Raw genomic sequence first — 13,465 nt, 5'->3', positions numbered from 1 at the left:
GATTTCAAGATTTCAAGATTTTAAAGCCCTGCGTCACTTTTCTAACCTCTGACTTTACGTCATTCCGAGGAGCCTAATCGACATCAGGAATCTCTTTACTCAATCAAACATTCTAATTTTTTGACTTACCCGCAGCACTTCTTATATTTCTTTCCGCTACCACAGATACATGGGTCATTGCGGCCGATTTTAAAGCTCTCAACCGTTTGGTTTAGACGGGGGTCAATCTCAGGCTCTGATCGTTTTTCTTGTTCATCTTCTTGCTCAGGGAAGGTGCCATCAATGTAATACCAAAAACCGTCTTCACGAACAAAGCGCGAACGTTCTTGCATACAGAACTGCTCAGTCGCGTCGTTGAAGTAAGCTTTAAACTCAACAAAGCCTTCGTTCTCATGTGAACCTGCGGCAGTATCGATGACTTCTAAACCCGCCCAATCACTATCTATGGATTCAGCAATACCTTCTCTCTGCGCTTCTGCGTTACAGCTTGAATGATAAGTAGCAACCACATAATCAACCAAACCAAGTACATGTGCTGAATAACGTGAGCGCATTAATTGCTCGGGTGTTTCAACTGTACTGTGGTTAAGGTGTGCTGATTCGCAACATTGTTGGTAAGTATTTTTGCTACCGCATGGGCATAAAGACATAGTCAGATCCTGTAAAAATGGCCTCTATTGAGAGGCCATATATGAATGCGTTGGAGTTTACCAAGAAACGATCGCTCACCAAAGCTTAGTTTCTATTGAAGCAGCAATGTGAAGTGAACTATTTCAACGAAGGTGATAACAGCTCTTGAGCCCAAGTAGTCGCTTCATCATAAGCTTGACCGAGTTCCGCTTCACTTAGCTTGAGAAGTTTACGAATGCGCGTTGCTTCGTCCCAGCGAGCTTGTTCATATGCAATGACCATTGCCATAATGGCACCTAAGACACCTTTTCGTTGAATCAGAGCTTGCTTGATCTCTTCATCGATTGGTACTGAGTCCAAGACTTGCTGTAACGGTTGGTCAAAGAGTGAATCAAGTAGAGAGAACATACCGGTTAAAAAGGCTTGTCCGGGTTCTACCTTTACATTCATCTTTTCTACTAAGAGTTCACACTGACGAGCGCGCAGTACTGCTAAACCATAGAGTGAATCGGGTTTATCTTCTTTCGCAGAGGCAATTGCTACTAGTGAAACGAACTTACGCAGCTTTTGCTCGCCAAGGAAAATAAGCGCTTGGCGAAATGAACGAATGGTCGTTGCTGAGCCACCTGCGGAGTTTACATACGCAAGTACTTTATAAGAAAGCGTCACATCTAACGTAATTAAACGTTCTACTTCGCCAAAGTCGATAGGGTCGTGCGCAATCTCTTTTAACAGCTGAACAATCGTCAAGAACGCAGGGTTGAGAGCGCGAGTTTGAATCATTTCCGGCTTGCTGAAGAAATAACCTTGGAAGTAGGTGAAGCCTGCTCGATTTGCTTCTTGATACTCATCGTAAGTCTCGACCTTTTCTGCGAGGAACTTAATATCCAACCCTTTGAGAGAGTTCATGAACATCGAAGCTTTCGCGATTGAGATCAAACGGATATCAAACTTGATAATTGAAACGTACGGTAAAAAACGCTTCCATGCTTTGCTTGGTACAAAGTCGTCTAACGCGATAGTGTAACCCGCGTCATAGATAGCTTTTATTGCTTCAAGTAGTTCGTCTGTTGGTTCGCAGTCTTCAAGAACCTCAACAACGAGGCTTTCTTTGGGGAACAGAGTCGGGACTAAGTTGATTAGGCTTGCATAAGGGAAGTTCACGAACCCCAATTTATCACCCAACGTATTATAGTGAGTTGATAAAAAGTGATCGGAAAGCAAACGGCTAGTAGCGAGCTCCGGCTCTACTTCAGGGAAAGTGTTCTTAGGACCATCCCTGAATAGCAACTCGTAACCTATGGTTTTCTTGTCTGTATCGAGTATTGGTTGACGCGCTACGTATGAATATTTCAACTTGGTACTGTGTTCTGTTTATTTCTGGTAGAGAGATAATAGCTAATTCAGTAGAAATTACCATACACTTTCTATGAAAGTCTGACCGATAATAATAATCAAAGTGAAAGTTTAATAGTGATGTTAAAAGCGGTTGCTAAACTCTCGATTCTGTAGTTCAAAACTTTGCGGAGTGAACACCAGCACTGAACCTTGCGTATACCAATCACCCAATACGATACGAGTTTTACTGCAATTATTAGCATTGAAGGTGTGAATGTCAGGGCGATGAGTATGGCCGTGGATCATAAGATCGACGCTGTTTCGTTCCATCACATCTTCCACTTCTTGTTGTGTCACATCCATGATGTCGAGAGATTTGGTCTGCTTGTCATCTTTGATGTCAGATTGAACCTTAGAGACAATTTTCTTCTTGATGAAAAATGGAATTCTGTTGAAGACCCATTGCAGCCATGGTTGATGCACTTTTTCGCGGAAGGCGAGGTATTTTACATCTTCGGTACACAGGGTATCACCATGCAACACCACCGCTTTTTGTCCGTAGATATCGATCGTTGATACTTCATCTAGAAGTTGCACGCCCGTTTGCTTGGCAAATTTTTTACCAACTAAAAAGTCGCGGTTACCTTGTGTGAAGTAGCAAGGTACGCCCGTTTTCACTAAGTCGATAAACGCTTGGCGGATAGAAGTCGCGAACTCACTCTTATCGTCGTCACCAATCCAGAATTCGAAAAGGTCGCCTAACACGTAAAGTGCATCCGCTTCTACGGCTTCTTTCTTCATAAAGGTTAAGAAGCAGTCAGTGATATCTTGTCGTGACGGAGTAAGGTGCAGGTCTGATATAAAATATGTTTTCATAGGTCTAAAAAAAGGGAGCGATTCGCTCCCTATATCCTGATTTTATCGGCTCATCAATTATTAATACTAACCGAAAGCAAGTGATTAAGCTTCGATTGTAGTACCAGTGATGATCACTTCTTCTAGAGGTACATCTTGGTGCATACCCATAGAACCAGTGCTAACACCTTTGATCTTGTTTACGATGTCCATGCCTTCAACAACTTCTGCGAATACACAGTAGCCCCAACCGTCTAGGCTTTCGCTACGGAAGTTTAGGAAAGAGTTGTCGTTAACGTTGATGAAGAACTGAGAGCTCGCTGAATGCGGTTCCATAGTACGAGCCATTGCTAGCGTACCAACTTTGTTCGCTAGGCCGTTGTTTGCTTCGTTCTTGATAGTTGCACGAGTTGTTTTTTCTTTAAGGCCAGAAGTCATGCCGCCGCCTTGAACCATGAAACCATCGATAACACGGTGGAATAGCGTGTTGTCGTAAAAACCGTCACGGCAATACTGTAGGAAGTTTGCGCTTGTTTCTGGTGCTTTTTCTTCGTTAAGTTGAACTTTGATGTCACCAAAATTTGTGTGAAGGATGATCATGATTGTTACCTTACTGTCTTTTTAATATGAAGTTCGAATTCTAGCGCATGTTGGCGGACTTTCAAATCACCAAATCATTAACTTAACTTGGTTGTTTGAGGTAATTACTGCTTTGGGGGATTACCTAATAACGCATGAATTGATATACTTGACCTCTTATTTTGATTAATACACAAATATAGATAGAGATCATGCTGAAAATTTATAACACACTCACAAGACAGAAAGAGGAATTCAAACCAATTACAGCTGGCAAAGTCGGCATGTATGTCTGTGGGGTAACCATATACGATCTCTGTCACATTGGTCATGGCCGCACGTTTGTTTCTTTCGATGTAGTAACTCGTTACCTTCGTTACCTTGGTTACGATTTGAACTTCGTTCGTAACATCACTGATATCGATGATAAAATCATCAAGCGCGCTAATGAAAACGGTGAGTCTTGTGATTCTCTGACTGAGCGCCTGATCGGGGAAATGCACGCGGACTTCGATGCATTGAACATGAAGCGTCCTGATGTTGAGCCTCGTGCGACTGAATTCATCACTGAAATCGTTGAGCTTGTTGAAAAGTTAATTGAGCGTGGTTTTGCTTATGTCGCAAGCAACGGCGACGTCATGTTCGAAGTTAAGAAATTTGACGAATACGGTAAGCTTTCAAAGCAAGACCTTGATCAGCTTCAAGCGGGTGCTCGTGTTGATGTCGATTCTGCAAAACGTAGCCCGTTAGATTTCGTTCTTTGGAAGATGTCTAAGCCAGGTGAACCTACGTGGGAATCACCATGGGGTCCAGGTCGTCCGGGTTGGCACATCGAGTGTTCAGCAATGAACTCTTCTATTCTTGGCAATCACTTCGATATCCACGGTGGCGGTTCAGATCTACAGTTCCCGCACCACGAGAACGAAATCGCACAATCTTGCTGCGCACACGGCACCCAGTATGTGAATACTTGGATGCACAGTGGCATGGTGATGGTAGACAGAGAAAAAATGTCTAAGTCACTGGGTAACTTCTTCACTATCCGTGACGTACTTCAGCATTACGATGCAGAAACAGTACGTTACTTCCTAATGTCTGGTCACTACCGTAGCCAACTGAACTACAGTGAAGATAACCTAACCCAAGCTCGTGCATCACTTGAGCGCCTCTACACATCACTTCGTGGCCTAGACGTTACAGCAGCTCCGGCTGGTGGTGAAGAGTACGTGACTCGGTTCTCTACAGCGATGAACGATGATTTCAACACTCCAGAAGCTTATTCAGTACTGTTTGAAATGGCTCGTGAAATCAACCGCATCAAAACTGAAAGCGTCGAAAAAGCAAGTGCACTAGGTGCATTGATGCGTGAACTGGCAGACATCATCGGTATTCTTCATCAAGACCCAGAGGCTTTCTTGCAAGGTGATGCGGCAGGCAACGATGACGAAGTGGCTGAAATCGAAGCGTTGATCAAACTGCGTAACGACTCTCGTGCTTCGAAAGATTGGGCGAATGCTGACCTTGCACGTGACAAGCTAAACGAGTTGGGTATTGTTCTGGAAGATGGTCCAGAAGGTACGACTTGGCGTCGTAAGTAAATATTATAAAAAGGGCTGATTTTCAGCCCTTTTTTCTAGCAAAAATTCTCTAATATCACCTTTTTATCTTCAACTTTTAATTAACAGGAATATTTCTGTGGCTCAGATGTATTTTTATTACTCGGCAATGAATGCGGGTAAATCAACAACGCTTCTTCAGTCTTCATTCAATTACCAAGAGCGTGGCATGACGCCAGTGATCTTTACGGCAGCATTGGATGATCGTTATGGTATCGGTAAAGTTAGCTCTCGAATTGGTTTGCAATCTGAAGCTCAACTTTTTAAAAATGACACCAATATGTTTGACGCAATCCAAAAACTCAATGAAGAAGAAAAGCGTCATTGTGTTCTGATTGATGAGTGTCAGTTCTTGTCGAAAGAGCAGGTGTACCAGTTAACAGAAGTGGTCGATAAACTGCATATCCCTGTACTTTGCTACGGTTTACGTACCGATTTCTTGGGTGAACTGTTTGAAGGTAGCCGTTACTTATTATCTTGGGCAGATAAACTGGTTGAGCTTAAAACCATTTGTCACTGTGGCCGTAAAGCTAATATGGTAATCCGTACCGACGAGCACGGTGTGGCGATTGCTGAAGGTGACCAAGTGGCTATTGGCGGTAATGATCAGTATGTTTCTGCTTGCCGTCTGCACTATAAAGAAGCGTTAGGTAAATAAACCGATCTCATAGTTCAGCTTGCTAAAACGAAAAACGGTGACCAAGTGTCACCGTTTTTGTTTATTGAGCCTGTGTTTTTACTTTATTCCAAGTCACGCCTTTGTTTTATTCGAAATGAAGCTTTTGATTTATTCGAAGCCGAGCTGCTTCAATGCTTGATAGGCATGATCAACGTCATCGGGGATTGGCATCTCAATTTGAAAGCCTTTCTCTGGGTAGGATTTGATTCGCTCGTAATCAGCAATTAATGCGCCCAACACCATGTCTAACGGTAACTCTTCGTTAAAGTAATCATCCCAATTTTGCCATTGTGAAGTCACGGTTATTTCTACACTCTCTTCAGGCCATTGTTTACTAAACGTGGCGTAGGTACGTTTCTCCATAAAGGGCTTCTGTACTAAGGTCAGTCTTTTCGGTGACAGCCCACGCTCAATAAGCAATTTGTGGGTGAATCGTACATTCTCCCCAGTATTGGTTGCGTGTTTCTCAATGATAATGTCAGAGTCTGGCACGCCAGCATCTCGTGCAATAGCCGCGAATGTTTCGGCTTCTGAACGCTCAAAGCTCCCTTCTGTAAAGCGTCCCACACCGCCAGAAAAGACGAGATAAGGCGCCACACCTTGGTGATAGAGCTCAGCTGCGTATTCAGCGACACGGGTATCATTACTGCACAGCACAAAGATGCAATCTGAAGGTGTAACCTTGTGGCCCATAGACATGAAGTTCCAAAGGGTGTCGATCGAACGATGTAGCTTAATCCTTGAGTTATTTGTTACAGATTGGTTAGCTATGGATTGATTAGTCATAAAGAGCGTCCAGCGTGGAATCGAATTTAAACGAGTAACCTAAGTCGAGAATCTTTTTCGAAGAGATCAGCTTGTCTGGTGTATCGACCACGAGGGGCAGTGGCTCACTGCTGTTGGCGCTTTTCAGTGCAGCGGCATAAAATTCCGCCTTACTCACCGTGTTTGGGGTCGTAACATTAACCACTTCGTTGTGCAGTTGGTTGATAGCGAAGTTGACCGCGCCAATCGCGTCGTCAAGATGAAGCATGTTGGCAGGAGCTTGAGTGCTGACCTGTTTCAATTTGCTTGCAAACCTAGAGGGGTGGCGGCTAGGGCCGATTAACCCACTGAAGCGAAGGATGGTGTAGTCGATACCGGAATCAATGATGCACTGTTCTGCTTGTAGCATGACTCGAGCATTGTCTGAAAATGAGTTGGCTTGTTCATCACTCGACGTAGAAATCGCTAATGAGGCATCTTGCTCGTATAAGATCCCTGGCTTGGTCGGGTAGACAGTGGTCGAGCTAACCATGATCAGCTTTTTGACATTGGCTTTCTGACAAGCTTTGGTTAGCTGTTGCCAGTATTCAGCATATTCTTGTCCCGCACCTTTTCTAAAGCCGGGAGGGAAGCTACCAATGACGATCTCTGCATTATTTTCGAGTAACAGTGAATAGAGTTGCCCGATAGTATGCTCAGGCTCCGATGAGTCAAAGCTGAAAACTTCACATGGGATACGTTTGTTACCAATGGTGTCTGCACCCGCTCGGGTCGTTTTTGTGACCACCACTTGGTTACCGTGTTTTTCTAGATGTTTAGATAAAGGCGCACCAACCCAGCCTGCACCAACAATAAATATAGAAGCCATGTGTTCCTCACAACTGCAAATGACGAATTTACATTAAGCCTAACAAACCTTTACCCAAAAATGAAAAAACTCCACGGCCGAAGCGAGTGGAGTTTTTACTAGAACAATGGAGCTTTAGTTTAGTACGCGAAGTAGTTTGTCTGCGCGCTCTGCCATCTGTATACCTTCATCTGTTAGGTAACCGCCGTCTGGCTGAGTACAAAGGTTCTTTTCGAATAGGCGCTTAACAGCGTCTTGAGTTTCTTGAGCTGCCTCTTGATGAACTTTAATTCCAGTAGCGGCACTACTTACATCAAATTGAAGAAGGAGGTTTAAATCAGCAATGTTTTCAGCGTTGTACTTCATAATTAACCTATATATTCATAACGTTCTCTACCTTCACCTTAGTGCGCATTCACAACTCAGGCAATAGCAAATAAAGAGAATTGATAAGTGATACCAAATTGATTGATTAATCATCGAGTGATGGGTTTATTTTGGTTATATTGGGTGATTTGCGCCCACTTAAATCATCAGTGATGTTTATTGCTAAGTGGTTGTAATATATTGTGACTAGAAATAATTTGCATTGAGCGAATATTGTATAAAAAGGATATGCATAAGTGAGAGCGAACAAAGTAGCATTAATGATCAGTATGCTATTTGCTATCGCAGGGTGTCAGAGTACACCTTCAGAGCAGACAGACGCGAACCAAACCACAAACAACAATAACGAATCTACAATCGAGGTCCGTTCATTTCAGTCTGTCCAAAGCGTTTACTCCGAATGGGAGGCTAAGCTTGAAGACCACGCTCAGTTGTCTCTCTATGCTCCAGAGAATTACAATGAACTATTAGACGCTTGGGACGACGCTGAAAGCATTTATGCGGATTTACTGAAAGACGAAACTCGGCTCACCAAGAGTTATTCAATTTTTTCGAGCCTGACTTACGCTGAAGCTTTTGATGAAAAAATTGCGTTGATCAAATCAAATTATGACTCGATATTAGTGCTAAAGAAGAAGGCTGACCGAGTACTAGCGGATTCGATTGTACAAATGGATTACCTCAAGTTCCTTGGCGCAGATACCATGTTTACCTCGAGCTACAAACGCTTGTATTCAGAATACAGCGAGTTGTTTGAGTATGTGCTGGTCGATGAGCTTGAAGACGCTCAAGAAGCACAGGTGGAGTTTCTTAATAATGCTCGCTTATTAGAAGTTAAAGTGGCACATAAGAAATACATCGAACCATTGAAGGACGAGTTAGAGTTCTTGGAAGATGAGGATTTTGATGACGTTGCTCCACTGACGTTTGCTAAAGCAGCATCTCAAATTGCTTTGGCAGAAAGCCAAGTCAAAGCCAGTCCCCGTGAAAAGTCGATCATTGAAGATGCGGTGCACGCTGCGGAGTTTGAGTTGAACCACGTGCGTAGTGTCGCTCATGAAGTAAAAGTGCTCGCGAGTGTAAAAGGCGACAAGTTCGAACAATCGGTTTTGAATGCAGAGAATCAGTTGCTGAGCATTTCACAAGTGGTTAATGATGAAGATTACCGAGATGTTGGGTTGCGTCAGCAATCTCAGAAGATTATAGCGAGTGTGAAAGCGTTAAAAAGCTTAGATATGACAGCGTCATTAAAGTCAGAAATTGAAACTTTGACTGAACAACTCGCTAAGCTAGAGAGTGATAATCAGAAGCAGGCGCAACAATTGTCTGAGGCGACTAAGCATAGCAATCTTCTAGATGAGCAGATTACCAAGAGTGATGCGCATATTAAGAGTTTAGAAGAGCTAGTGGACAGCTTGAGGAACCTAGGCAGTAAAGTTGCCAATGAAAGTGATTCTGATGTAATCCCTTTGAGTCCAGAGTCGAATCTAGAGGGCTCTGCTTTAGAACAATCATCAGAAGAAGTGATTGAACCTTCGGTTTAGCATCACTAATTTCTGTATTTGTGATTCAGTTAAAAGCGCCTAAGGGCGCTTTTTTACGTTCTGTTGATCTATATCAAAATCTAGAGGTAACAGCGATCTGTGAGTCATTATAGTGTACGTTATTCCTTTGCTTTCGTCCGTAACTTATTGATATTTATAAGTGTGCCATTTTTTAAGTTGATAACCTTTCATTCAGCATAGTTTTCTTTTTACTACTAAAGTTGTATGAATTTTGAATAACTTGGGCTATTTCCTTTCCACAAGGTTGTGGGAGGTATTTTGAGTCCCAAATAGCTCTTGAATTCAGAAATGAAAGAGAGGATTATCTCGCTCCCGACAACATGTTTCAAAATGTAAATCATCATGAATCTGAACCAATTTGACTCATTATTACCGCCACAAATGGCTGAGCGCGCTGCAGATATTGGCGTAGGTAAAGCAACCAAAGATCCAACCAAATCTTTTCTCCTAGCGATTTCAGCTGGCATACATATCGGTATTGCGTTTGTGTTCTACACAATTGTAACCACTGGCGCTGGTGATTTACCTTGGGGTATTACTCGCGTCCTAGGTGGCCTTGCATTTAGCTTGGGCTTAATCCTCGTTGTGGTTACTGGCGGTGAACTGTTTACCAGTTCGGTGCTTACTCTTGTTGCTCGCGCAAGTGGCAAGATTACCTGGGGAACCCTAGTAAAGAACTGGGCGACCGTTTATATCGGTAACCTTATTGGTGCTTTATTGCTAGTGGCATGTATGCTTCTGACTAAACAGTACATGTTCGACCATGGGCAAGTGGGTTTGAATGCGATGGCCATTTCTCAGCACAAAATGCACCATGGTTTTATCCAAGCTATCGCGCTTGGCATCATGTGTAACGTATTGGTTTGTATCGCGGTATGGATGACGTTTAGTGGACGAACACTGACTGACAAAATTGCAGTACTGATTTTACCTGTCGCGATGTTTGTATCATCGGGCTTTGAGCACTGTATTGCGAATATGTTCCAAGTTCCTTTAGCTATCGGTATCAAAACATTTGCTCCAGCTGAATTCTGGACAATGACAGGGGCTAATCCGGCAGACTATGTTGACCTAAACATGATGGACTTTCTGATGAACAACTTGCTGCCCGTTACTATCGGTAACATCATCGGCGGCGGTATCTTTGTTGGCATGTGGTATTGGTTGATTTATTTACGCGATTGATAAAGATGGCGGATCAACAAAGCTTGCGTGACTAGCTCAGTGACAAGATTAGTTAAAGCTCAGTGAAAACATTGAACTGACTTATGACATTTACAAGACGGCCTGCATTGCAGGCCGTTTTTTATTTGTGGAAAACTTACTCGTTGATTTCTTAAATTATCATTTGAACGCTTAACAACGCAGTTCTGCACGTGTGTATATGTCTTTGAAATCACCCAAGGATCAATGGCAATGATCTTTGCTCGAGCCGAAATGGACAAAAAAGGATCTATATTGATTTGGTTATCCACAATTTCTGTGGATAACCTGTATCAAATTCAGTGAGTAACCAGATCTAAGAGGAGTCGGGAGGTTATTTTGAAGGCTGTATTTGAGCGAGAACTCGCCCTTCTTTGGTCAAGGAAGTCTTTAATGATAGGTGAAGTGCAAGCGCTAAGGAGCAGCTCATCATCACGAAAATAGCCAACATGATCATCAGTTGATACTTAATCGCGATCATTGGTGAAGCACCCCCTAAGATTTGTCCTGTCATCATTCCTGGTAGCGTTACCAAGCCTGTGGTTGCCATTGAGGCCATAATAGGAGACATCGCTTTCTGTATCGCATTACGCACAAAAGGCGCTGCAGCATAGGAAGGAGAGGCACCTAAAGCGATAGCCGCTTCGTACTCTGATTTCTGCGTTTCAAAAGCACCGAACAAGTTCTGCAATGCCACGATGTTACTGCTTAAGCTATTACCTAACAGCATCCCTGCAATAGGGATCAAGTACTGCGCGTTAAAAACCGGTGTTGGTTTAATGATGAATAAGCAGATAAACAAGACAATGGGTACACAGGTTACCGCTAGGCTGACAGCGACAGGGACTAACAAGAGGTTTCGCGGTAACTTGGATTTTTCAACAATCGAGCTTGCCCCAACGATAATCATCGTAAATAACCACAGTAAATTGACCCACAAGCTATTCAAAGTGAACAGGTATTCTAGGTAGAGGCCAACCAGAAATAGCTGAACAGTCATGCGAATGATGCTGATAGAAGCCTCTTTGCCAAGGCCAAGTTTTAGCTTGTGGTTGATTACAATTGGCAGCAAGAGAAGTGAACTGAAAAACAATAATTGCCACCAAGATATATCAATAACGTCTTGCATAATGCTTCCTTTTAATAAGGCTTCTATCATATCTGAAAGTGCCAAATGATGCATTTCAACTGCAAAGTCATCGATTCGAAAAACGATCAATTATTTAACAAACAAAACACAAAATAGTGGTTGTTTGAGGCTTTTTTGGCTACTACTTAGTAGGTAAAAAGTTAAAATCGGTTGTCAAATAGTTGCGCGAGTGTTGGTTTTTAACATTTGTGAAATATACTTAATTCTTCACATTTGTTAATACTTTTTAATAAGTTTGTTTAACTGAAAACAAGTTTGGATGACCTCAAAAAAGTATTGATTAGCAAGGGTTATAACAAGAGATTTGATTGAACCCTACTTTGTGTATGGTCTAAAATTTGTTGTTAGATACTCAAGAACTTTAGCTCCTTAGAATGAGCTACTCGAAATTACTAAATACAAAATAGGCAAAATGTATGAGTGATGTTAATAAAATTGAAACTGGCGAAAAACGCTCGTTGGAGTGGAAGTCATTCCTCTTCATTGCAGTGGTTCTCTTTCCAATATTAAGTGTGGCTTTTGTAGGAGGCTACGGCTTTCTAGTTTGGGCACTGCAAGTGTTTGTATTAGGTCCTCCAGGTGCACACGGCGGCATGTAATGCCCTCTTGCTATCACATTTTTATTAGAACTAATTTTTAAGAGAGCTAAACATGAAATCATTTTTAGTTAAATTATGGCGCACAATGACTCGCCCAGCAGTACACATCAGTCTTGGTGTACTAACCATGGGTGGCTTTATCGCCGGTGTTATTTTCTGGGGCGGTTTTAATACAGCGCTAGAACATACAAATACAGAAGAGTTCTGTGTAAGCTGTCACACCATGCGTGACAACGTATACGTAGAACTACAAGAAACGGTTCACTGGAAAAACACTTCTGGTGTACGTGCTACTTGTCCTGACTGTCATGTTCCACATGAATGGACAGCAAAAATTGCTCGTAAGATGCAAGCATCTAAAGAAGTATTCGCTCAAGTATTTGGTGACCTAGATACGCCTGAGAAATTCGAAGCTCGTCGTATCGAACTGGCTAAACACGAATGGGATCGTTTCTCTTCGAACAAATCTCTAGAGTGTAAAAACTGCCACAACTACGATTCAATGGATTTCGAAAACATGCGCCCAACAGCGCGTATCCAGATGAAGAACGCGGCAGAGCGTGATCAAAGCTGTGTTGACTGTCACAAAGGTATTGCTCACAACCTTCCATTAGATATGGCATCAGCGAGCGGTATTGTTGGCGAGCTAGAAAATGTAGCAAGCAGCACATCTTACGCAAATGGTTCTGACGTGATCTCTATTCGTCACCTACCAATGTACACAGATGAAACAGCAACAGTTGAAGCGGGTCTACTAAGCCCTGCAAGTAAAGTTGCGGTTATCGACGAAAAAGGCGACATGATCAAGATTCAAATCGACGGTTGGCGTAAAGCGAAAGGCTTCGGACGTGTAATCCAAGAAGACTTCGGTATGAACATCTCAACTGCAATCTTGACGAAAGAAGTATCTCAAAGTGACGTTATCACTGTTGGTGAGAAGAAAGAAGATGAGCTTACTGGCCTTCCATGGGAAGAAGTTAACCTAGCACTTTGGATGAAGAAAGAGTCTATGGTTGATAACTTCGATCCAATCTGGAACGCAGCGGGTCAAGCGTACCAATCTAACTGTTCAACGTGTCACTCACAGCCAGATGAAGCTCACTTCAGCGCTAACGGTTGGGTAGGCATGCTAGATGGTATGATTGCGTTCGTTAACTTCGATACAGATACAGAAGCACTTGTTCTTAAGTATCTACAGAAGCACTCATCAGATTTTTCTGAAGGCCATCACTAATAAGACGTCAATTGGAGT

14 protein-coding genes are annotated in these 13,465 nt (G+C 42.7%); 6 read left to right on the top strand and 8 right to left on the bottom strand.

The features are described 5' to 3' along the window. Positions 1 to 125 precede the first annotated feature (125 nt). From AACT19_RS04545 to AACT19_RS04530, 4 genes are all read right to left on the bottom strand, one after another. Positions 126 to 650 carry a YchJ family protein gene (locus tag AACT19_RS04545; protein ID WP_076645490.1) on the bottom strand — a complete coding sequence of 175 codons (525 nt, stop codon included), beginning with the start codon at positions 648 to 650 and terminating at the stop codon, positions 126 to 128. Between the two features lie 118 nt (positions 651 to 768). Next, the gene (locus tag AACT19_RS04540; protein WP_004734580.1) at positions 769 to 1,986 is read right to left on the bottom strand and encodes an EAL and HDOD domain-containing protein; all 1,218 of its coding nucleotides are present in this window, start codon (positions 1,984 to 1,986) and stop codon (positions 769 to 771) included. 123 nt (positions 1,987 to 2,109) lie between these two features. Continuing rightward, the gene (gene lpxH, locus AACT19_RS04535; RefSeq protein WP_017086208.1) at positions 2,110 to 2,844 is read right to left on the bottom strand and encodes a UDP-2,3-diacylglucosamine diphosphatase; all 735 of its coding nucleotides are present in this window, start codon (positions 2,842 to 2,844) and stop codon (positions 2,110 to 2,112) included. An 84-nt stretch (positions 2,845 to 2,928) separates the two neighbouring features. Further along, complete coding sequence (locus AACT19_RS04530) at positions 2,929 to 3,423, bottom strand: peptidylprolyl isomerase (RefSeq protein WP_004734582.1); 495 nt, start codon at positions 3,421 to 3,423, stop codon at positions 2,929 to 2,931. A 191-nt stretch (positions 3,424 to 3,614) separates the two neighbouring features. On the opposite strand from AACT19_RS04530, the gene cysS reads away from it, so the two are divergent. Both cysS and AACT19_RS04520 read left to right on the top strand, forming a co-directional pair. Further along, positions 3,615 to 5,000: a cysteine--tRNA ligase gene (gene cysS / locus AACT19_RS04525; protein ID WP_017078988.1), complete on the top strand. Its 1,386-nt coding sequence runs from the start codon at positions 3,615 to 3,617 to the stop codon at positions 4,998 to 5,000. 97 nt (positions 5,001 to 5,097) lie between these two features. Continuing rightward, positions 5,098 to 5,676 (top strand): thymidine kinase, encoded by a 579-nt coding sequence (locus AACT19_RS04520; protein WP_004734584.1) that lies wholly within the window; start codon positions 5,098 to 5,100, stop codon positions 5,674 to 5,676. A 129-nt stretch (positions 5,677 to 5,805) separates the two neighbouring features. Here the strand turns inward: AACT19_RS04520 and AACT19_RS04515 are convergent, their stop codons facing one another. The 3 genes from AACT19_RS04515 to AACT19_RS04505 all read right to left on the bottom strand — a co-directional run bounded on the left by AACT19_RS04515 (position 5,806) and on the right by AACT19_RS04505 (position 7,675). Beyond that, positions 5,806 to 6,483, bottom strand: coding sequence for a YdcF family protein (locus AACT19_RS04515; protein WP_076645488.1), 678 nt, complete (start codon positions 6,481 to 6,483; stop codon positions 5,806 to 5,808). Next, positions 6,476 to 7,330, bottom strand: coding sequence for an NAD(P)H-binding protein (locus AACT19_RS04510; RefSeq protein WP_076645486.1), 855 nt, complete (start codon positions 7,328 to 7,330; stop codon positions 6,476 to 6,478). Before AACT19_RS04510 ends, AACT19_RS04515 begins: the two co-directional genes overlap by 8 nt. A gap of 114 nt (positions 7,331 to 7,444) precedes the next feature. Further along, a complete protein-coding gene (locus AACT19_RS04505; RefSeq protein ID WP_004734587.1) occupies positions 7,445 to 7,675 on the bottom strand; it encodes a TIGR02647 family protein in 231 nt (76 codons plus the stop codon). A 257-nt stretch (positions 7,676 to 7,932) separates the two neighbouring features. On the opposite strand from AACT19_RS04505, the gene AACT19_RS04500 reads away from it, so the two are divergent. Both AACT19_RS04500 and focA read left to right on the top strand, forming a co-directional pair. Then, positions 7,933 to 9,240, top strand: coding sequence for an ATPase (locus AACT19_RS04500; RefSeq protein WP_076645484.1), 1,308 nt, complete (start codon positions 7,933 to 7,935; stop codon positions 9,238 to 9,240). Positions 9,241 to 9,603: 363 nt separating this feature from the next. Continuing rightward, positions 9,604 to 10,446 (top strand): formate transporter FocA, encoded by an 843-nt coding sequence (gene focA / locus AACT19_RS04495; RefSeq protein ID WP_017078992.1) that lies wholly within the window; start codon positions 9,604 to 9,606, stop codon positions 10,444 to 10,446. 352 nt (positions 10,447 to 10,798) lie between these two features. Here the strand turns inward: focA and AACT19_RS04490 are convergent, their stop codons facing one another. Next, positions 10,799 to 11,593, bottom strand: a complete 795-nt coding sequence (locus tag AACT19_RS04490; RefSeq protein ID WP_004734590.1) for an ABC transporter permease — start codon at positions 11,591 to 11,593, stop codon at positions 10,799 to 10,801. A 437-nt stretch (positions 11,594 to 12,030) separates the two neighbouring features. On the opposite strand from AACT19_RS04490, the gene torE reads away from it, so the two are divergent. Together torE and torC are read left to right on the top strand one after the other, a co-directional pair. After that, positions 12,031 to 12,213, top strand: coding sequence for a trimethylamine N-oxide reductase system protein TorE (gene torE, locus AACT19_RS04485; RefSeq protein WP_004734591.1), 183 nt, complete (start codon positions 12,031 to 12,033; stop codon positions 12,211 to 12,213). Positions 12,214 to 12,265: 52 nt separating this feature from the next. Continuing rightward, on the top strand, positions 12,266 to 13,447 hold the full coding sequence (gene torC, locus AACT19_RS04480) for a pentaheme c-type cytochrome TorC (protein WP_004734592.1): 1,182 nt from the start codon (positions 12,266 to 12,268) through the stop codon (positions 13,445 to 13,447). Positions 13,448 to 13,465: the final 18 nt, after the last annotated feature.

The organism is Vibrio sp. 10N.222.47.A9 (assembly GCF_963872585.1).
Classification (GTDB): domain Bacteria; phylum Pseudomonadota; class Gammaproteobacteria; order Enterobacterales; family Vibrionaceae; genus Vibrio; species Vibrio splendidus.
This window is presented reverse-complemented; position numbering and strand designations above follow the sequence as displayed.

Coding starts and splice junctions, on each gene's coding strand:
- AACT19_RS04545 (WP_076645490.1), bottom strand. CDS start 650: ATGTCTTTATGCCCATGCGGTAGCAAAAATACTTACCAACAATGTTGC.
- lpxH (WP_017086208.1), bottom strand. CDS start 2,844: ATGAAAACATATTTTATATCAGACCTGCACCTTACTCCGTCACGACAA.
- AACT19_RS04530 (WP_004734582.1), bottom strand. CDS start 3,423: ATGATCATCCTTCACACAAATTTTGGTGACATCAAAGTTCAACTTAAC.
- cysS (WP_017078988.1), top strand. CDS start 3,615: ATGCTGAAAATTTATAACACACTCACAAGACAGAAAGAGGAATTCAAA.
- AACT19_RS04515 (WP_076645488.1), bottom strand. CDS start 6,483: ATGACTAATCAATCCATAGCTAACCAATCTGTAACAAATAACTCAAGG.
- AACT19_RS04510 (WP_076645486.1), bottom strand. CDS start 7,330: ATGGCTTCTATATTTATTGTTGGTGCAGGCTGGGTTGGTGCGCCTTTA.
- AACT19_RS04505 (WP_004734587.1), bottom strand. CDS start 7,675: ATGAAGTACAACGCTGAAAACATTGCTGATTTAAACCTCCTTCTTCAA.
- focA (WP_017078992.1), top strand. CDS start 9,604: ATGAATCTGAACCAATTTGACTCATTATTACCGCCACAAATGGCTGAG.
- AACT19_RS04490 (WP_004734590.1), bottom strand. CDS start 11,593: ATGCAAGACGTTATTGATATATCTTGGTGGCAATTATTGTTTTTCAGT.
- torE (WP_004734591.1), top strand. CDS start 12,031: ATGAGTGATGTTAATAAAATTGAAACTGGCGAAAAACGCTCGTTGGAG.
- torC (WP_004734592.1), top strand. CDS start 12,266: ATGAAATCATTTTTAGTTAAATTATGGCGCACAATGACTCGCCCAGCA.